The organism is Paenibacillus diazotrophicus, assembly GCF_042610465.1.
The window spans coordinates 1,789,957-1,808,356 of the sequence record NZ_JBGJZN010000001.1 but is presented as its reverse complement, the minus strand read 5'-3'; the positions used below and the strand labels follow the sequence as shown (position 1 = coordinate 1,808,356).

Below are 18,400 nucleotides of genomic sequence, written 5' to 3'. Positions count from 1 at the left end.
GTTCAACGTGAAGGAGTATTGAGTTATGGGTAAAATAGCATTTGTTTTTCCTGGCCAGGGTGCACAGGCCGTAGGGATGGGTAAGGATGTATATGATGCTCTTCCGCATAGCCGTGCGGTGTTCGAGAAGGGCGATGAAGTGCTGGGATTTCCGCTTAGCCGCCTTATTTTTGAGGGCCCTGACAGTGATCTGAAGCAGACTGCAAAAACACAGCCGGCACTTGTTACAACGAGTGTGGCTTATCTCGAGGCGTTGCGGGAACAAGGAGTCACACCTGACTATGTTGCAGGACACAGTCTTGGGGAGTATAGTGCTCTGGTAGCGGCCGGAGTGCTGTCTTATGAAGATGCAGTAAGTCTGGTGCGTCTGCGTGGACGCTTTATGGAAGAAGCAGTTCCCGGCGGTCAAGGGGCCATGGCAGCTGTGCTTGGTGCGGAACGTGAAGCCTTGACTGTGCTCTGCCGCCAGATATCGGAAGCAGGTAAGATTGTGGAACTGGCCAACGTCAACTGCCCTGGTCAAATTGTTGTCTCCGGTTCTCAGGCTGGTGTTGATGAAGTAGTGAAGCGTGTCAAAGAAATTGGCGGGAAACGGGCTATTCCTCTTGAAGTAAGCGGACCGTTTCATTCTTCCCTGATGAAGGAAGCTGCTGAACGCCTGGCTGTTGAACTTGAAAAGGTGACCTTTAATACTCCATCTGTTCCTGTGGTTGTTAATGTGAATGCAACAGCCGTGACCGAACCGGATGAGATCCGCAAACTATTGGTTCAGCAGGTATTTTCTCCTGTGTTGTGGCAGGATAGCGTAGAATGGCTGATTGCAGCCGGAGTGGATACTTTTGTGGAGATTGGCTCAGGCAGTGTGCTTGCAGGCTTAATCCGAAAGATTGACAAAACCGTTAAAGTTGTTAATATCAATAGTCTGGAAAGTGCGCAGACAGGCTGGTAAAGTCTGATATAGTCAAACGATGTGGAATGGATGAAAGGGGAATATGGCATGTTCTCAGCATTAAAAGGCCAGACGGCTCTCGTCACTGGCGGATCTCGCGGCATTGGCCGTAGTATCGCACTGGCACTTGCGGAATATGGTGTGAAAGTAGCTGTGAATTACTCCGGTAATGAAGCGGCAGCACAAGAGACCGTCGCGCGAATCGTCGAACTGGGCTCGGAAGGGATTGCGCTGAAGGGCGATGTCGGTAACAGCCAGCAAGCAGATAACCTGGTGAAAGAGGTTATAAACACCTGGGGGAAGATCGATATTCTGGTCAATAATGCCGGTATCACCCGCGATAATCTGATCATGCGCATGAAGGAAGAAGAGTTTGATCAGGTTATTGAGACGAATCTAAAAGGCGTGTTCAACTGTCTGAAATCAGCAACCCGCCCCATGATGAAGCAGCGTTACGGCCGGATTATTAATATTTCTTCGGTCATCGGTGTGATTGGAAATGCCGGACAGTTGAACTACTCGGCTGCCAAAGCAGGTATTATTGGAATGACTAAATCTGCAGCACGCGAGTTGTCTTCACGGGGAATTACGGTCAACTGTATTGCTCCGGGTTTTATAGATACCGAAATGACACACCAGTTGTCCGATGAAGTCCGCAGCGAATACGAGAAGGGGATTCCCCTTGCACGTCTCGGGCGGCCGGAGGACATTGCCATGACGGTTGTATTTCTAGCCTCGGAAGGGGCAGCCTACATGACAGGTCAGACACTCCATGTGGATGGCGGAATGTACATGTAAGGCCACAAAAGTTGTAAAGTCTACAGTGGAAGAGAATTGGGGCGGCCGGAAAGCGTTTTTTGAGCTCTATGGTATTTTGACTTCATATCTCGTATAATACCAAAAGAGGAGGTGAACCGGATGTCCGATGTATTGGAGCGTGTAAAACGCATTGTCATCGACCGCTTAGGTGCCGATGAAGCTGAGGTAACATTAGAAGCGTCTTTCAAAGATGATTTAGGTGCTGATTCTCTTGATGTAGTAGAATTGGTTATGGAATTGGAAGATGAATTCGATATGGAAATCTCTGATGAAGATGCAGAGAAGATTACGACCGTGGGTGAAGTTGTGAAGTACATACAATCTCATACCTAGAGTCATATGATTGAGAGTCCCGTTCCTACAGAGGGCGGGACTTCTCCTCATTTTACAGCAATAAGTCAATACCAAAGGATGCCATATGCACCTTTACGGGGAAAATAACTGGACCGCGCATGGAATGTTCTTGCGGCGATTGAAGTTTATATAGTTTCTAATAACAAGAAGATACAGCCTACAGATGGGGTGATTGCGTTTGAGTCATAGAGTAGTTGTAACAGGTATGGGCGTGATGACGTCGCTTGGCACGGATTTGGATACGTTCTGGGATAATTTGATGAATGGCAAATCCGGAGTGTCGACAGTGGACGCTTTTGATGTCAGCGAGTACACAACCAGAATAGCAGCATCCATTAAAGACTTTGATCCGGAGGCGCGGTTTGGCCGTAAGGAAGCACGCAAGATGGATCGTTTCGTCCAGTTTGCAGTAGCAGCAGGTGAAGATGCACTCAAGGATAGCGGGCTTGTGATCGGTGAAGATATCGATGCGGAGCGGATTGGCGTCTCTGTAGGGTCCGGTATTGGCGGACTTGGCACATGGGAAGACAATCATAATCTTCTTCTGGAAAAGGGACCAAAACGGGTCAGCCCGTTCTTCATCCCGATGATGATTGCGAACATGGGATCAGGTCAATTGTCGATTAGCCTGGGAGCCAAGGGACCGAATACTACAACAGTAACAGCTTGTGCAACAGGAAGTCATTCCATTGGTGAATCTTTCCGCCTGATTCAGCGCGGAGATGCGGATGCGATGATTTGTGGCGGTTCAGAAGCCACTATTCGTCCAACGGGTATGGCAGGCTTCTGTGCAATGAGAGCGATGTCGACTCGTAACGATGAGCCTGAGAAGGCGAGTCGTCCGTTTGATGTAGACCGCGATGGATTTGTTATGGGAGAGGGAGCCGGAATATTAATTCTCGAATCACTCGAGCATGCTGAGAAGCGCGGAGCCAAGATCTATGCCGAGGTCATTGGCTACGGTCTTAGTGCGGATGCCCACCATATGACGGAACCTGATCCGGATGGTGCTGCACGCTGCATCAAGATGGCGATACGCGATGCAGGTATTGCCCCTGAAGAGATCGATTACATCAATGCTCATGGAACCTCTACACCTGTAGGTGACAAGTCGGAGACATCTGCCGTAAAGATAGCTCTTGGAGAGCATGCATATAAGGTTGCAATTAGCTCCACCAAATCCATGACCGGCCATTTACTTGGTGCTGCCGGAGGTGTGGAAGCGATTATTTGCGGATTATCTCTGCAAAAAGGAATGATTGCACCTACTATTAATTTGGACAATCCAGACCCGGAATGCGATTTGGATTATGTTCCGAATGTTCCGCGCAAAGCGGATCTGAATATCGTGATGTCGAATTCCTTTGGATTCGGCGGACATAACGCAACAGTGATTCTCAAAAAATATAATCAGTAAGGGAGACAGTGCAGTGAAAGGAGACCTGAAGCAGTTACAGAGCCAACTTCAAATCCAATTTCACGATGCTGCACTTCTGAAGCAGGCCTTTACCCATGCATCTTATGTGAATGAACACCGGTTCAATCAGCATCAGGACAACGAGCGTCTGGAATTTCTGGGCGATGCCGTTCTGGAGCTTACGGTGTCTGAATATTTGTACAATTTGCTTCCGGACCGACCTGAAGGCGAGTTAACCAAGCTGCGGGCTGCAATTGTATGTGAGCCTTCTTTGGTGAGATTCGCCGAAAGTCTGGGCTTTGGACGCTATGTATTGTTGGGTAAAGGGGAAGAACTTACGGGCGGCAGAACCCGCCCGGCCTTGCTGGCCGATGTATTCGAATCCTTCGTGGGAGCGCTTTATCTGGACCAAGGTCTGGAAACAGCACGGCGGTTTCTGGATAATCATGTGTTTCCGCTGGTGGAGACGGATGGCAAGCTGCAAATGCAGATGAGCGATTTCAAGACGGAGCTTCAGGAGCTGATTCAGCATCACGGAATGGGTACGCTGGAATATCGGATTATTGAAGAACGCGGACCGGCACATGAACGGGAATTCGTCTCTGAGGTCTATATGGCCGGCCGATCACTTGGCAGAGGCAGTGGCCGCTCCAAGAAAGAAGCGGAGCAACAGGCAGCAGCAGCAGCGCTTTTGCAGTTGAAGGAAGATGGCGCGTAGTACCGTGTACGTGCTGTAGTGAAAGTTTGCTTTTTGGAATTTCTCGAACTTTTTGTTATTGACTTCAAGGACAAGCTTTACAATGTGGCGGGTCCAGCGGAGGAGAGCAGCAATGGTCTGAAAGCCGGCGTACAGGCGGAGGTCAGACTTTTGCTGCTCTTTTTCGAGATTCAGACTAGTGTAAGAAAAGGAATAAAAAGAGATACAGCCTAGAAACGGTTTGTAGTGAAGAGCTGTTTTAGGCGGTGAGGCGCTATGGTATAATGGGGCAGAGGTGAATAACAGGGTATGTTTTTGAAACGGATTGAATTAGCAGGTTTTAAATCATTTGCCGACAAAACGGAAATGGAATTTGTCCGCGGAATTACAGCCGTAGTCGGCCCGAACGGCAGCGGCAAAAGTAATATATCCGACGGCATCCGCTGGGTGCTGGGTGAACAAAGCGCCAAATCACTGCGCGGTGGAAAGATGGAAGATATTATTTTTGCCGGAAGTGATGCACGTAAAGCCGTGAATTACGGGGAAGTATCACTGACTCTGGATAATGAGGATCATGCACTGCCTCTGGACTTCAGCGAGGTAACCGTAACACGCCGTGTGCACCGAAGCGGGGATAGTGAATACTTAATTAACAAGCAGGCCTGCCGGTTGAAGGATATTACTGAACTCTTCATGGATACCGGTATCGGGCGAGAGGCCTATTCGATTATTGGACAAGGCCGGATTGAAGAGATCCTTAGCACCCGTTCCGAGGATCGCCGCGGTATATTTGAAGAAGCCTCAGGGATTGTTAAATATAAATCACGCAAAAAGGATGCCGGCCGCAAGCTGGATGAAACCGAGCAGAATCTGTTGCGCATTCATGATCTGATCAGCGAGCTGGAAGACCAGGTAGGCCCGCTGAAGGATCAGTCCGAAAAGGCAATCCGTTACAAGGAACTGAGAGAGCAGCTCAAGCAATTGGAGATTGCTGTGTATGTTCACCAGATTGATGGGATACATACGGCGTGGAAGGAAGGCAATGACCGGCTGGAAGTACTCCGTAATGAACAGCTTCAGTTGTCAACCGTTGTGTCCGCCCACGACGCAAAGCTCGAAAGTGGACGTGCAGAACTGCGGACATTGGAAGAGGAAGTAGAGAAGCTGCAGGAACAGCTGCTGCGCTATAGCGAAGCTAATGAGAAAAGCGAAGGCTACGGGGAGCTGCTTAAAGAGCGCAGACGCAATTTGGAGAGTAACCGGGAGCAGCTGATGGCTACGCTGGGTTCTGTTGGCGAACGTTCCGCTGACCGTCAACGCGAGCTTGCGGAGCTGGAGCATAAGCTCCAGCAATCCCGGTTGTCGCTCGAAGAGCTGCGTAAGCAGCTGGCAGACGAGGAGTCCAGACTGGAAGGCGTTGCTGGAGGCATCAGCCAGAGCAAGGAAGAAAAGCTGAAGAGTGCTCTGCTGGAACTGATGAATCTGATGGCACAGGCCCGGAATGAAATTCGCTATGCCGACCAGCAAAAAGAAAGCCTGGAGCGTAGAATGAGCCGCAGTCAGGAAGAAAGCGGTAAGTGGACGGCAAAGCTGGCAGAATTGATTGCCGCCCAGAGCGCACTTAAGGATAGAATCGCGGGATTGGGCAATGAAATCGGCTCCCTCCGCAATGCTTACATCACTGAAAGCGAGCAGACCAGCAAACGCCAGAAGCTGCTGGAGGAGACGCAGGGCGGACTCCGCAAATGGGAGCAGAAACGCGAAGCCCAGGTTTCCCGGCATGAGACCATGAAGGAAATGCAGGATGATTTTGACGGATTCATGCTCGGGGTAAAAGAGGTGCTCAAGGGTGCGCGCAAAGGACAACTTCGTGGTGTACACGGTGCGGTCGCGGAGCTGATATCCGTTCCCGAGAAGCTGGAAATGGCTGTGGAAACCGCTATGGGTGCTTCGCTTCAGCATGTAGTTATGGATAACGAAGCTGTATCCCGGCAAGCAATTGCTTTCCTGAAGCAGCGTCAGCTGGGACGTGCGACTTTTCTGCCGCTGGACGTTATCCGTTCCCGGCAGATTGGCGGAAGTGACCGTGCAATGGTTGAAGGCGCGGAAGGGTTTGTGGGAATCGGGTCAGAACTGGTGGGATACGAGGATAAATACGCGAGTATCGTCGGCAGCCTGCTTGGGAATGTGGTTATCGCTGAGAGTCTGGAGCAGGCTAACCGTATTGCCGCCAAGTGTCAATATCGTTATCGGGTGGTAACCTTGGAAGGCGATGTGGTCAACGCGGGTGGTTCAATGACTGGGGGTAGTCAGCATAAGAAGAATAACAGTCTGCTGAGCCGCAAACGTCAGCTTGACCAGCTCTTTAGTGAGATCGAAGAGAGTGAGCGGCAAATTGCCAAGTTGAAGCAGGGAATCAACCGGTTGCGGGAAGAACAGGAGACGGCTTCACGGAAGTTGGAAGAGCTTCGTCATGGCGGTGATGAGAAACGGCTGGAAGAGCAGCGTGTCTCCGGTGATTTGAAGCAGCTTGAGCAGGAACTGCGCCATGTACAGGAGCAGGTGGATGGAGCTGGTGCAGAGCGCAGCGGTTTTGAGAGCGAAGTGCGTGAACTGGATGAGAGCCGGAAGCATGCGGTGTCCGAGCTTGAACGGTTAGAGAAGGAAGAGAAAGAGGCTCATGAGGCGATTCGTAATGCGGAATCGGCGCGCAAAGCAAATGAATCGGCCAAAGAAGAGCTGCAAAGCAAGCTGACCGGGATGAAGGTGACCGAGGGCAAGCTGGACCAGGAGATTTTCTCGCTGGAAGAGCAGCTGCGGCGCATGAGACAGGATGCGGGTTCGCAGGACAAAGAACTGCGTCACAGCCGCAGCCTGCTGATCACGATTGAACAGGATCTGGAAGAAAACACGAGAGAAGCTGTGAAACAGAAGGAAGACCTGAACAATTACCGGCTGAAAAAAGAAGATACTGCAGGCAAGTTGGATCTGGCTCGTGCCGACCGTGCCGCTTTGACACGCAAGCTGGAGCTTGCGGAAGGTGAAACCAAGGATCAGCGTCAGGCCTTGAAGTCGGTTGATGACAAACTGCGTGCGACCGAGGTGGCGGTGGGACGGCTCGATGTAGAGCTGGACAATATTCTGCGCAAGTTGAGTGATGATTATGAGCTGAGTTACGAACTGGCTAAGCAGCGGTACCCTATTCCTGAGGATGTACCTGCCGCCCAGATGGAGGTTCAGCGACTCAAACGCAGCATTTCTGCGCTGGGCGAGGTGAACCTGGGGGCGATTGAGGAATATCAGCGTGTGCATGAACGCTATACCTTCCTCAGCGGTCAGAAGGATGATCTGGTGGAAGCCAAAACCACATTATACCACGTGATTCATGAGATGGAAGAAGAGATGTCCAAACGTTTCAAGCAGACCTTTGACGCCATCCGCCGTGAATTCGGCACCGTATTCTCCAAGCTCTTCGGCGGAGGCAGAGCAGATCTAATGCTGCTGGACCCTGAGAATATGCTGGATACAGGGATTGATATTGTAGCCCAGCCTCCAGGCAAAAAGCTGCAAAACCTGCAGCTGTTATCCGGAGGAGAGCGCGCATTGACGGCCATGGCACTGCTGTTCGCCATCCTTCAGGTTAAACCGGTTCCGTTCTGCGTTCTGGATGAGGTTGAAGCTGCATTGGATGAAGCTAACGTAGTACGCTTTGCCCAGTATCTGCGTGAATTCTCGGAACAGACGCAATTTATTGTAGTCACCCACCGCAAAGGAACTATGGAAGAAGCGGATGTGCTCTATGGGGTTACGATGGAAGAGGGCGGCGTCTCCAAGCTGGTTTCGGTTAAACTGGAGGATGATGAAGCAGAGATTGCTTAACGGAATCGTTACAAATATTGAGGAGGAACATAATGAGCTTTTTTCGGAAATTAAAAGAAAGCATCTCCGGTAAAACGGAGAGTGTCACAAAACAGTTCCGCGACGGTCTCGAGAAAACCCGTATAGGGTTCGTAGAGAAGGTATCTGACCTGATCATCCGCCGCAAAAAGATAGATGAAGAGTTCTATGAGGAATTGGAAGAAATTCTGATTGGAGCCGATGTCGGAGTTAACACCGTGATGACGCTGGTTGAGGAGTTAAGAGCAGAAGTGAAGCAGAAGCGGATTGAGGATGCTTCCGAGCTGCAGCCGATTCTGTCCCGGAAACTGATGGAACTCCTGCGTGGTGATGATGATAACAGCTTGAAGGAGAACCCGGACGGGATCACTGTCATTCTGTTCGTCGGCGTTAATGGAGTCGGGAAGACGACCACCATCGGAAAGCTGGCACATCGCTATAAGCAGGAAGGTAAAAAAGTACTTCTTGCGGCTGGAGATACCTTTCGTGCAGGGGCAATAGAACAGCTTGAAGTATGGGGGCAGCGTGCTGGAGTGGATGTCATAAAGCAGCAAGCAGGCTCGGACCCGGCAGCGGTTATGTTCGATGCCGTTCAGGCGGCCAAGCAGCGGAATGTGGATGTGCTGATCTGCGACACGGCAGGCAGACTACAGAACAAAAGCAATCTTATGGAAGAGCTCAACAAAATCTTCCGTGTGATCCAGCGGGAGATTCCAAGCGCCCCACATGAGGTGCTGATGGTGCTGGATGCAACTACCGGACAGAATGCATTGACCCAAGCCAAGCTTTTTGGAGAAAAGAGTGGTGTCACCGGACTGGTGCTTACCAAACTGGACGGAACAGCCAAAGGCGGGATTGTAGTCGCAATCCGCCAAGAAATGAATTTGCCAGTTAAGCTTGTGGGTCTGGGAGAGAAGATGGAGGATTTGCAGCCATTTGATTCTACCCAGTTTGTACATGCCCTCTTTGCTGGAATGATCGCCAATGAAGAACTGAATGAAAAGCAGGACTAAACCTTAGTCAATGGAACGAGATTTGGCAACAAGAGCGGCTGTGCTTTTAATAGAAGCAACAGCTGCTCTTTTTTTGTAGATAAAGTATCAAAATTTCAACATATGAAAAATTCATAATAGTAATGCATGTCAACTCTCGCGCATACAATTCTATGTACTCTATATATGGTTGTCCCTGATCATCACTTATAGGAGAAAGGAAGCGATTCCACCGTTGCTTAATGGAGTACAACTCCATTTTGCCGTTATATATATTGACATGAACAATATTATTTACGTATTATTAAAGTATCTTATAACATTTTCATCATATTTTTTTTGCGAAATTTGCATCAATGTAAATAAACGTAACATTAAATTGATCCGAAAGGAGTCGGGCTCATGTCCAAACTTGATCCTCTGCCCGGGCTGTCTCCGTATCCACTGCAACATTTTTATGATGAAATGTATGCCGATGAACGGAGCGTCCGGCCGCATTACAAACATGTCAACCGCATGTTTTCCGGGATGAGCCCCGAAGAGCTGCAAGGTAAGCAGAAACTGATGCAGCGTCGGATGATGGAAGAGGGAATTACGTTTACACTGTATAATCCTGCACAGGATCATCCTATGGAGCGTACAATTCCTTTTGACATGATTCCTCGGATTATTCCCAAGCTGGAGTGGGAAAGGCTGGAAGCTGGGATTGTTCAGCGTATTACGGCGTTAAATCTTTTTATTCATGATATCTATCATGAACAATACATTGTCAAAGACGGTATCGTGCCGCGGCGTATGATCATCTCGAACTGCTACTTCCGCCCGGAGATGGCCGGTATGCGGGTACCTGGCGGAGCTTACATTACTACTTCGGGAATTGATCTGATCCGCCATCATGATGGAGAATATTACGTGCTTGAAGACAATCTGCGGACACCCTCAGGATTCTCTTACCTGTTTAAAGGCAGATCCCTGATGAACCAGCTGTTTCCCGAAGTCTCTTTTGCCAGCTTCATACGTGATGTGGACCATAGCTTGAACCGGTTTCTGTCAGTCCTGCGAAGTCTTTCCCCGTCTCGGACGAAGAATCCGGTCATAGCTCTGCTGACACCAGGTGAATACAATTCTGCTTACTACGAGCACGCTTTTCTGGCTCAGCAAATGGGAATACACCTGGTAGAAGGTCGGGATTTGGTTGCTCAGGACCATAAGGTGTATTTAAAAGAAATGAACGGTCTCCGGCGTGTGGATGTACTGTACCGCAGATTGGATGACGATTTCATAGATCCGCTGGCGTTTCAGCCCAATTCACTTCTGGGCGTAGCTGGGCTGATGAATGCATACCGGGCAGGGAATATAGCCATAGCCAATGCACCGGGAACCGGCGTTGCAGATGACAAAGCGATGTATGTATACGTACCGGATATGATCCGCTATTATCTGAACGAAGAACCCATCCTTGGGAATGTGCCTACTTATCTGTTATCAAGGTTACAGGAACGACAATATGTGCTCGATAATCTACATGAAATGGTGGTAAAGGAAACCTCTTTGTCTGGAGGATATGGGATGCTGATTGGCAGTGAAGCGACCAGGGAGGAGCTTTCCGATTTCCGACTCAAAATTCTTGCCGATCCGGCTCGTTATATCGCACAGCCGATCATGTCGCTGTCTAGAGCTCCCGTGCTTGCAGGTGGCAGTATGGAACCCCGTCATATTGACTTGCGGGCTTTTGTGCTCATGGGCGCCGACCGCAAACCGCATGTGATTCCAGGTGGTCTGACACGAGTAGCCATGAAGGAAGGCTCGCTGGTGGTGAATTCTTCCCAGGGTGGTGGAGTAAAAGACACTTGGGTAATGGCTTAGACACTACAGCATAAGACTTCAGAATTAACAAATGCAGCATCCATACGTTAAATGAAGGAGTGGCTACGATGCTGAATCGCAATGCGGAAGCTTTGTTCTGGATTGGCCGGTATATGGAGCGGGCGGAGAATCATGCCAGGCTGATCGATGTGCATTATCATATCCAACAGGAAGAGGACTTTCAGGCTGAGGGACATAAATGGTCACGGCTGATTGATGCGTTGGGTGTCAGAAAAGAATATCAGCAGCAATTTGACAGCTTTTGCGAGCAGGATGTATTGTCCTTTATTACACTGGACCTTGGAAATTCCAATTCAATATTCTCTTGCGTACATCAGGCGAGAAATAATCTTCGGACGCTGAGGCAGCATCTTCCCAGTGAGTTGTGGGATATTGCAAACAGTTTTAACCTGTGGCTCGGTGAACAAACCTTGGCAGATATCATGGTCGGACCCCATCAATTCTACCAGCATGTCAAAGAACGGGCTGCCATGTTTCTTGGGGCTGAGCAATCCGTTATGCTACGAGCCAATGAGTGGCGGTTCATTGAAAGTGGGCGTTTCCTGGAGCGGGCAGAGAATACGACCCGAATTCTGCAAGCCGTTACGTTCTCCTGTAAGTCTAAGGATATCAACGGTATCTATACCCAGCTGCAGGCAGTCCTCAAATCAGTCAGCGGGTATCAGGCCTTCCGGCGTTATTATGCTGATGCGATGTCCCCGGAGAGCATTTTGGAGTTCTTAATCGTAAATGCGTATTTTCCACGTTCGATCCGCTTCTCATTCCACAAGCTCGAGGAGCATTTGGCTAAGCTTGATCTGGATACTTCCGAGAAGGGATCCGGTCACGAGCGGGTGATCCGGCAGGCCGGGAAGATCAAGGCAGAGCTTGATTTTATGGAAAAGGAAGAGATGTCGGGCGATCTCGTAGAGGTTGTATTGCAATCGCTGATGACCTCTTGCCAGAAGCTGGGTAAAACGATGGAAGGTGCCTTTTTTCGCCGAGAGGGGGTCTCTGTATGAAAATCGAGATCAATCATACGACCACATACAGTTACCCGGAGCCGGTTACGGACAGTGTCAATGAAATTCGCCTAACCCCGCGGACCAATTACCGCCAGTCCTGCTATCACCATGAGGTAGAAGTGTTTCCGCCAGCGAATTTGCTCACTTATGAGGATTTTTTCGGCAATCGTGTGCATGCTTATTCAGTGAATAAGCCACATACCGAGATGGTGATTCATACCAAGGCCACTGTGGTTACACTGGATAAGGCGCAAGGATTAGACCTTCCGCATATTCCGCTGGAGGATCAGGTGAAGCTGCTAAATGATGATAAGTTCCAGAACCGGTACGTGGAGTTCATTTTACCTACCCGATATACCGAGGTTACACCAGAGTTGGTCGAATTTGCGTCGCAGCATCCTTTTGATGAAGCGGAAGACATGTACGAGTGGACCAAAAAGCTGTCATCGACGATTTATGAACAATTTACCTATGATCCTGAGGCGACAAGTGTCAACACTACCGTTAAAAAAGCTTTAAAGCTAAAACGCGGTGTGTGTCAGGATTACGCTCATCTGATGATCGCTGTCTGCCGCAGTGTCGGACTTCCTTCACGATACGTCAGCGGGTATCATTTTGTGGGTGACCTTCAGGGCGGCAATGCTGATTTCGAGCAAGCTTCGCATGCCTGGGTGGAGACGCATATCCCCGGTACCGGGTGGCTCGGTTTTGATCCTACGAATAATGTTGAAGTGAACTGGCGGTATATTAAACTGGGGCATGGACGTGATTACAAGGATATCGTTCCGGTAAAAGGAGTCTACCGCGGAGTCAGCGGAACACTGACGGTAAAGGTGGATGTCCGTAAGCTGGAGAATTGAAGAAGTGAGGAGAGCCCTGCGACAGCGGGGCTTTTTTATTGATTATGGCGGGCGAGTTACCCGTAAGTTGGCAATGTTGAAATGCTCCTGACATGGAAGGAAGGAGTGTTATCTAGCAGGTATAGTGTGCACGTTGCATCAAATTTGTGCAAATTTTGCATAAAATGATTATAATCAAGGCCTGTTTGGGTAATCTTGAAACAGAGCCACTAAGCTGGACGAATTAGAAAGGGAGTGTACATATGAGCCCAAGTATAGTGAAAAAACAGCGTTTTCTAGGTAAAACAGCCATAATTACAGGGGCGGGCTCTGGAATCGGGAGAGCGACAGCTATTCAGATGGCCCGTGAAGGCGCAAATGTAGCCTTATTCGATCTGGTGAACGAACGGACATCTGTATTGGAGCAGAAGCTGAACAAACAACGCAAAGACTGCGCCCTCGCTATAGATGTGGATACATCGGATGCGGTTCGCATGGAAGAAGCAGTACGCAAAACAGTGGAACGTTTCGGCGGAGTCGATATTGTTTTTGCCAATGCGGGAATTAATGGAGCAGTAGGGCCTATTGAGGAGCTGAGTCTGGGCGATTGGGAGCGCACGATGAACGTGAATTTGACAGGTACTTTTCTTACATTGAAATACACCATTCCTCATCTGAAGGAAAAAGGTAAAGGCAGCATCATCATTACCAGCTCCATCAATGGCAATAGCCGGTTTGCCAGCTTTGGCTGGTCACCGTATAGTACTACCAAGGCCGGGCAGGTTGCTTTTGCCAAGATGGCTGCTCTGGAGCTGGCGAAGTTCAAAATCCGTGTTAACGTTATCTGTCCGGGAGCCATCTCTACCAATATTGATGAAAGTACGGAATTTAATGAGGATGTAGAGGCTATTGTTATTCCCATTGAGTTCCCGGAAGGGGCGCAGCCTCTCGCTGACGGACCGGGTAAACCGGAGAACGTGGCGGATCTGGTATCTTTTCTTGCCTCGGACGATTCCATCCATATTACTGGAGCACAGATTGTGATTGATGGCGCAGAATCTTTGCTGTCCTGATACACTTAGTAGACACGTATAACAAGTGAAATTACCTAAAAGCCTTACCCGATGGTTCACAAAACCAGGGTAAGGCTTTTGGTGCGTAGTTTAACACCGATAACCTAAGGTGTTCTGAAGGAGATAGTTTAGTTCATTTTATAAACAATGTAATTAGATGATTGTAAAATAACAAACAAAATGATAATATGTCTATATATTATTGAGGGATTGGGTGGTTGAGTTGGCTGCAGGCAATGAATCGGTAAGTCTTTCAGAGAAATTCTGGAATGCCTCCATTAATGAGCTGAAGCAGGGCTATATTTTTGAGATGCGGGAACATTCGGGTTTCTATACATGTCTGGTTTGTGGAGAGGAATTTGAGAAAGGGTTAATCTACAAGGAAGACAGCCAATATTATGAAGCCTGGAAATATGCAGCATATCATGTGGAACATGCACATGGGGGGATGTTTAAGTGGCTGCTGGGTCTGGACAAGAAGCTTACCGGACTGACGGAACTACAGAAAGGGCTGCTTGGTGCTTTCCGGCAAAGTTTTAGTGATGGTGAAGTCGCAAAGCAGTTGGGCATAGGGAGTACATCTACGGTGCGTAATCATCGGTTTACTCTGCGGGAAAAGGTGAAGCAGGCAAAACTCTTCCTAGCAGTGATGGAGCTTACCGAAGAAAAGCCTGGGTCAGCTTCGCCTTTTGTCAGCATCCCGCGTTCCGCTGCTATGGTTGATGAGCGATTTGCTATTACAGAAGACGAAAATGCAGAGATCCTGAACACCTATTTCAAAGAAGGTCTGGAGGGCCCCATCACGGAGTTTCCCAAGAAACAGAAACGAAAAGCTGCCATTTTGCGCCAGCTGATTAAGCGTTTTGAGACAGGACGCAAATATTCGGAGAATGAGGTAAATACCATTCTAAAGGACGCATATGCGGATTATGTGACGCTCCGGCGGTATCTGATCGATTATAGGCTGCTGGACCGTGAGCCTGATGGGAGCCGCTACTGGGTTAGTCTATAGATGAAGGAGAGAAGGGTAAACATGGATAAGACTAGACGTAAAGAATTGGCCTATAATTATACTCATTCCCACCGGCCGATGGGAGTATACCGCATTGTTAACACCTTAAATGATAAGGCCTATGTGGGCAGCAGCATTAACCTGGACGGAGTCTGGAATAAGCATAAGTTCATGCTGGACATTGGAAAACATGATAACAAAGCACTTCAGGCAGACTGGAAGGAATACGGAGACTCGGCGTTTGTCTTTGAGATCCTGGAGCAGATCAAACCTGAGGAGGATTTTGTGGCAGAGGTATCCGAGCTTTCTAAATACCGCAAGTTGTTGCCTGAATTGGAGAGCAAATGGCTGGAGAAACTGGCGCCATACGGGGAACGGGGATATTTGGTCCGTAAATCATGACGATATTATCTTGGCTTGCGGAACAAAAGATTCAGGAGGCTATGCGCAGTGGAGCGTTCGAGAATCTGCCGGGACATGGCAAACCACTCCAGCTGGAGGATCTGTCCGGGGTACCTGAAGATTTGCGGATGTCCTTCAAAATCATGAAGAACGCCGGTTTGGTCCCGGAAGAAGTCACGCTGCGCGGCGAATGTGTAACCCTGGAGAAGCTGCTCGCGTCATGTCATTCCAGCGGAAGCGCTGCGGATGGCGAACGGAACGCGCTTAAATCCCAGCTTACGCTGAAACGGCTTCGCTTGCAGGAACTTATGCGTCAGCGTGGATACGAGAACAGCAGTGCGTTCTCCGAGTATGGAGACAAGATTCAGGAGCAGCTTGCTAAGGAAGAATAAGGAGTAGAGTGACCTGGCCCGAAAAGGCTGGGTGACTCTTTTTTTGTATGCAGAGCGCTTGAAATTTATTAAGGTTTCGCCCATCATATTAGAAATACCGGACAATAAGAGGACATGGAGAGATAAGATGAGACAGCTTCCCATTGCACAGGTACTCCCTGAGCTGAGAAATATATTGAATACTTCACCCGCCGCCGTTCTGATTGCCGAACCAGGCGCTGGGAAGACTACTGGAACGCCCCCGGCTTTTTTGAACGAGGCTTGGCTGGACGGCAAAACGATACTAATGCTGGAGCCCAGAAGGCTGGCCGCCCGCTCCGCGGCGAGCTATATAGCCTCCTCCATGGGGGAAAGTGTCGGACAAACGGTAGGTTACCGTATGCGGGGTGACACTAAAGTGGGCAAAGATACGCGTATTGTTGTTGTCACAGAAGGTGTATTAACCCGAATGCTGCAAAGTGATCCGTCGCTTGGCGATGTAGGGCTTGTGATCTTTGACGAATTCCATGAGCGCAGTCTTCATGCAGATCTTGGACTGGCGTTAACCCTTGAAGCGCAGGCTGTACTCCGTGAGGACCTGAGGATTCTGATTATGTCTGCGACACTGGACAGTGGAAGGGTCTCTGCTCTTCTAGGAGATGCGCCTGTTGTGGATTGCCCCGGCCGTGTATTTCCTGTGGAAACGATATATCTGCAAGCTTCTGGAGACAAGCAGCTGGAGCAATCCGCCGCAGCTGCTGTTCGCCGGGCGCTAGCTGAGCAACCGGGAGATGTGCTAGTCTTTCTTCCAGGTGAGCGGGAAATCCGGCGGACGGAGCGTGAATTGGAGGGTGGAGATCTACCTCCGGGTACCGTGCTTCGTCCACTATATGGCCAGCTCTCACAGGTGCAGCAGGATGCCGCCGTGGCAGCCTCCGTACCGGGTGAACGGAAAGTAGTACTGGCTACTTCGATTGCTGAAACCAGTCTGACGTTTGAAGGAGTGCGGACAGTGATCGATACGGGGCTGAGACGAACTCAGATGTTCTCGCCCCGCACGGGCATGCCCCGGCTGACCACGGTCCCTGTATCCAAGGCTTCGGCCGACCAGCGAAGGGGCCGTGCGGGACGCACAGCACCTGGAGTATGCTACAGGCTATGGAGCCGGGAAGAACATGCCCGTCTTCCGGACGATAATGTGCCGGAGATTATGGAGACCGACCTGGCGCAGCTCGCTCTGGAGCTGGCGCTGTGGGGCGCGCCTGACCCGGCGGCGCTGCTCTGGCTGGACGCGCCGCCGGCTGCGCTATATGCGCAGGGCACCGCGCTGCTGCGCCAGCTCGGCGCGCTGGACGCCGGCGGCGCCATTACGCCGCACGGTCGCCGCATGGCCGCGCTGGGCGCGCACCCCCGCGTCGCGCATATGCTGCTGCGCGCGGCAGAGCTGGGAGCGGCGCCGCTCGCCTGCAGGCTGGCGGCGCTGCTCCAGGAGCGGGACCTCTGGCGGGGTCCCGCGGCAATGGACAGCGACCTCACGCTGCGCGTGGAGGCGCTGCTCAGGTACGAACGCTCCGCTGCGGACAGCGGCGGAGCAGACCCGGCAGCTCTGCGCGCGGTGCAGCGCGAGAGCCGGAGCTTCCTGGCGCAGCTGCAGGCCGCGCCGGGAGCGATGCCGGACAACATCAGCCTAACCGGGCTGCTGTTGTCGTTCGCCTACCCTGACCGCATCGGGCAGAAACGCGGCGATGGCGCGTTTCTGCTCTCGGGCGGACGGGGGGCGGCTATGCGGGAAGGCCAGCCGCTCACGCGTTCGCCCTATATAGTAGCGGCCGGCATAGATGACCGCGCCGGCCAGAGCCGGATTATACTGGCAGCCGAGCTGCCCGAAGCAGAGCTGCTGAAGCATCACAAGGAGAGTCTGCAAGAAGAGCGCGAAGTCTATTGGGATAGCGGGAGCGGGAGTGTGCAGGCACGCAGGCGAACCCTGCTGGGTGCACTGATGTTGAAGGAAACCTCGCATGAAAGGCCTACAACAGAAGAGGCAGAAGAGGTTTTGCTTCGTGTAATCGCCGACAAAGGGCTCGAACTGCTGCCATGGGATAAAGGAACGGTTCAGCTATGGCAGCGGATGGTATTCCTGCATGGATTGCGGACAGATTTCCCGGATGCTTCGGAAGAAGCCCTGCTGTCCTCGCTTCACGAATGGCTTCAGCCATATCTTCAGGGTATGCGCAATCTCCGTGACCTGCAGCGGTTGCCTGTTGCCAAAGCGCTGGAAGGAATGCTGGATTGGAGTAGCCGGCAGCTGTTGGATAAAGAAGCACCGACGCATATAACAGTCCCCAGCGGTTCCCGGATTCCGTTGGACTACAGTACTCCAGGCGTACCCGTTCTTGCAGTAAGGCTTCAGGAGTTGTTCGGCCAGGTAGATACACCTAGGATCGGGGGAGGCAAGGTAGCGGTGCTGCTGCATCTCCTTTCTCCTGCAAGGAGACCGGTCCAGGTCACGGCGGACCTTGCCAGTTTTTGGCAAACCACGTATTTCGAAGTCAAAAAAGATTTAAAGGGGCGTTACCCCAAACATTATTGGCCGGATGACCCTCTGCAGGCCGTTCCTACGAACCGTACACGTCCTTCAAAATAAACGATAATCCTCGTTGTCATTCCAATGAAAAAGCTTACAACCT

General features: G+C 50.6%; 16 protein-coding genes. All 16 read left to right on the top strand.

The annotated features are described in order from the left end of the window. The first annotated feature begins 25 nt into the window (after positions 1–25). The 16 genes from fabD (at position 26) to hrpB (ending at position 18,357) form a co-directional block, all read left to right on the top strand. On the top strand, positions 26–949 hold the full coding sequence (gene fabD / locus ACAN54_RS08185) for an ACP S-malonyltransferase (RefSeq protein ID WP_379152857.1): 924 nt from the start codon (positions 26–28) through the stop codon (positions 947–949). Positions 950–997: 48 nt separating this feature from the next. After that, entirely contained in the window at positions 998–1,747 is a 750-nt protein-coding gene (fabG, locus tag ACAN54_RS08180; RefSeq protein ID WP_379152855.1) for a 3-oxoacyl-[acyl-carrier-protein] reductase, read from the top strand. Positions 1,748–1,867: 120 nt separating this feature from the next. After that, positions 1,868–2,101, top strand: a complete 234-nt coding sequence (locus ACAN54_RS08175; RefSeq protein WP_019911228.1) for an acyl carrier protein — start codon at positions 1,868–1,870, stop codon at positions 2,099–2,101. Between the two features lie 199 nt (positions 2,102–2,300). Continuing rightward, on the top strand, positions 2,301–3,539 hold the full coding sequence (fabF, locus tag ACAN54_RS08170) for a beta-ketoacyl-ACP synthase II (RefSeq protein WP_379152853.1): 1,239 nt from the start codon (positions 2,301–2,303) through the stop codon (positions 3,537–3,539). A gap of 13 nt (positions 3,540–3,552) precedes the next feature. Next, positions 3,553–4,257, top strand: coding sequence for a ribonuclease III (gene rnc / locus ACAN54_RS08165; protein WP_379152850.1), 705 nt, complete (start codon positions 3,553–3,555; stop codon positions 4,255–4,257). A gap of 33 nt (positions 4,258–4,290) precedes the next feature. Continuing rightward, entirely contained in the window at positions 4,291–4,470 is a 180-nt protein-coding gene (locus tag ACAN54_RS08160) for a hypothetical protein (protein ID WP_379152848.1), read from the top strand. Positions 4,471–4,545: 75 nt separating this feature from the next. After that, the gene (gene smc / locus ACAN54_RS08155; RefSeq protein WP_379152846.1) at positions 4,546–8,115 is read left to right on the top strand and encodes a chromosome segregation protein SMC; all 3,570 of its coding nucleotides are present in this window, start codon (positions 4,546–4,548) and stop codon (positions 8,113–8,115) included. A 32-nt stretch (positions 8,116–8,147) separates the two neighbouring features. After that, on the top strand, positions 8,148–9,146 hold the full coding sequence (gene ftsY / locus ACAN54_RS08150) for a signal recognition particle-docking protein FtsY (RefSeq protein ID WP_379152844.1): 999 nt from the start codon (positions 8,148–8,150) through the stop codon (positions 9,144–9,146). Between the two features lie 381 nt (positions 9,147–9,527). Then, positions 9,528–10,991, top strand: coding sequence for a circularly permuted type 2 ATP-grasp protein (locus ACAN54_RS08145; RefSeq protein ID WP_379152842.1), 1,464 nt, complete (start codon positions 9,528–9,530; stop codon positions 10,989–10,991). 68 nt (positions 10,992–11,059) lie between these two features. Then, entirely contained in the window at positions 11,060–12,013 is a 954-nt protein-coding gene (locus ACAN54_RS08140) for an alpha-E domain-containing protein (RefSeq protein ID WP_379152840.1), read from the top strand. Beyond that, entirely contained in the window at positions 12,010–12,876 is an 867-nt protein-coding gene (locus ACAN54_RS08135; protein WP_379152838.1) for a transglutaminase family protein, read from the top strand. Before ACAN54_RS08140 ends, ACAN54_RS08135 begins: the two co-directional genes overlap by 4 nt. 242 nt (positions 12,877–13,118) lie before the next feature. Then, positions 13,119–13,928: an SDR family oxidoreductase gene (locus ACAN54_RS08130; RefSeq protein WP_379152835.1), complete on the top strand. Its 810-nt coding sequence runs from the start codon at positions 13,119–13,121 to the stop codon at positions 13,926–13,928. A gap of 223 nt (positions 13,929–14,151) precedes the next feature. Then, a complete protein-coding gene (locus ACAN54_RS08125) occupies positions 14,152–14,940 on the top strand; it encodes a DUF2087 domain-containing protein (RefSeq protein ID WP_379152833.1) in 789 nt (262 codons plus the stop codon). A 21-nt stretch (positions 14,941–14,961) separates the two neighbouring features. Continuing rightward, on the top strand, positions 14,962–15,342 hold the full coding sequence (locus tag ACAN54_RS08120; RefSeq protein WP_379152831.1) for a GIY-YIG nuclease family protein: 381 nt from the start codon (positions 14,962–14,964) through the stop codon (positions 15,340–15,342). Further along, complete coding sequence (locus ACAN54_RS08115; RefSeq protein ID WP_379152829.1) at positions 15,339–15,734, top strand: DnaJ family domain-containing protein; 396 nt, start codon at positions 15,339–15,341, stop codon at positions 15,732–15,734. Before ACAN54_RS08120 ends, ACAN54_RS08115 begins: the two co-directional genes overlap by 4 nt. Positions 15,735–15,861: 127 nt before the next feature. Next, entirely contained in the window at positions 15,862–18,357 is a 2,496-nt protein-coding gene (gene hrpB / locus ACAN54_RS08110; RefSeq protein WP_379152827.1) for an ATP-dependent helicase HrpB, read from the top strand. Positions 18,358–18,400: the final 43 nt, after the last annotated feature.

What these genes read in the sequence shown, in the direction of transcription:
- ACAN54_RS08120 (WP_379152831.1), top strand. Translation starts at nt 14,962, where the DNA reads ATGGATAAGACTAGACGTAAAGAATTGGCCTATAATTATACTCATTCC.
- ACAN54_RS08130 (WP_379152835.1), top strand. Translation starts at nt 13,119, where the DNA reads ATGAGCCCAAGTATAGTGAAAAAACAGCGTTTTCTAGGTAAAACAGCC.
- ACAN54_RS08145 (WP_379152842.1), top strand. Translation starts at nt 9,528, where the DNA reads ATGTCCAAACTTGATCCTCTGCCCGGGCTGTCTCCGTATCCACTGCAA.
- smc (WP_379152846.1), top strand. Translation starts at nt 4,546, where the DNA reads ATGTTTTTGAAACGGATTGAATTAGCAGGTTTTAAATCATTTGCCGAC.
- fabG (WP_379152855.1), top strand. Translation starts at nt 998, where the DNA reads ATGTTCTCAGCATTAAAAGGCCAGACGGCTCTCGTCACTGGCGGATCT.
- hrpB (WP_379152827.1), top strand. Translation starts at nt 15,862, where the DNA reads ATGAGACAGCTTCCCATTGCACAGGTACTCCCTGAGCTGAGAAATATA.
- ACAN54_RS08115 (WP_379152829.1), top strand. Translation starts at nt 15,339, where the DNA reads ATGACGATATTATCTTGGCTTGCGGAACAAAAGATTCAGGAGGCTATG.
- ACAN54_RS08175 (WP_019911228.1), top strand. Translation starts at nt 1,868, where the DNA reads ATGTCCGATGTATTGGAGCGTGTAAAACGCATTGTCATCGACCGCTTA.
- ftsY (WP_379152844.1), top strand. Translation starts at nt 8,148, where the DNA reads ATGAGCTTTTTTCGGAAATTAAAAGAAAGCATCTCCGGTAAAACGGAG.
- ACAN54_RS08140 (WP_379152840.1), top strand. Translation starts at nt 11,060, where the DNA reads ATGCTGAATCGCAATGCGGAAGCTTTGTTCTGGATTGGCCGGTATATG.
- fabD (WP_379152857.1), top strand. Translation starts at nt 26, where the DNA reads ATGGGTAAAATAGCATTTGTTTTTCCTGGCCAGGGTGCACAGGCCGTA.
- ACAN54_RS08135 (WP_379152838.1), top strand. Translation starts at nt 12,010, where the DNA reads ATGAAAATCGAGATCAATCATACGACCACATACAGTTACCCGGAGCCG.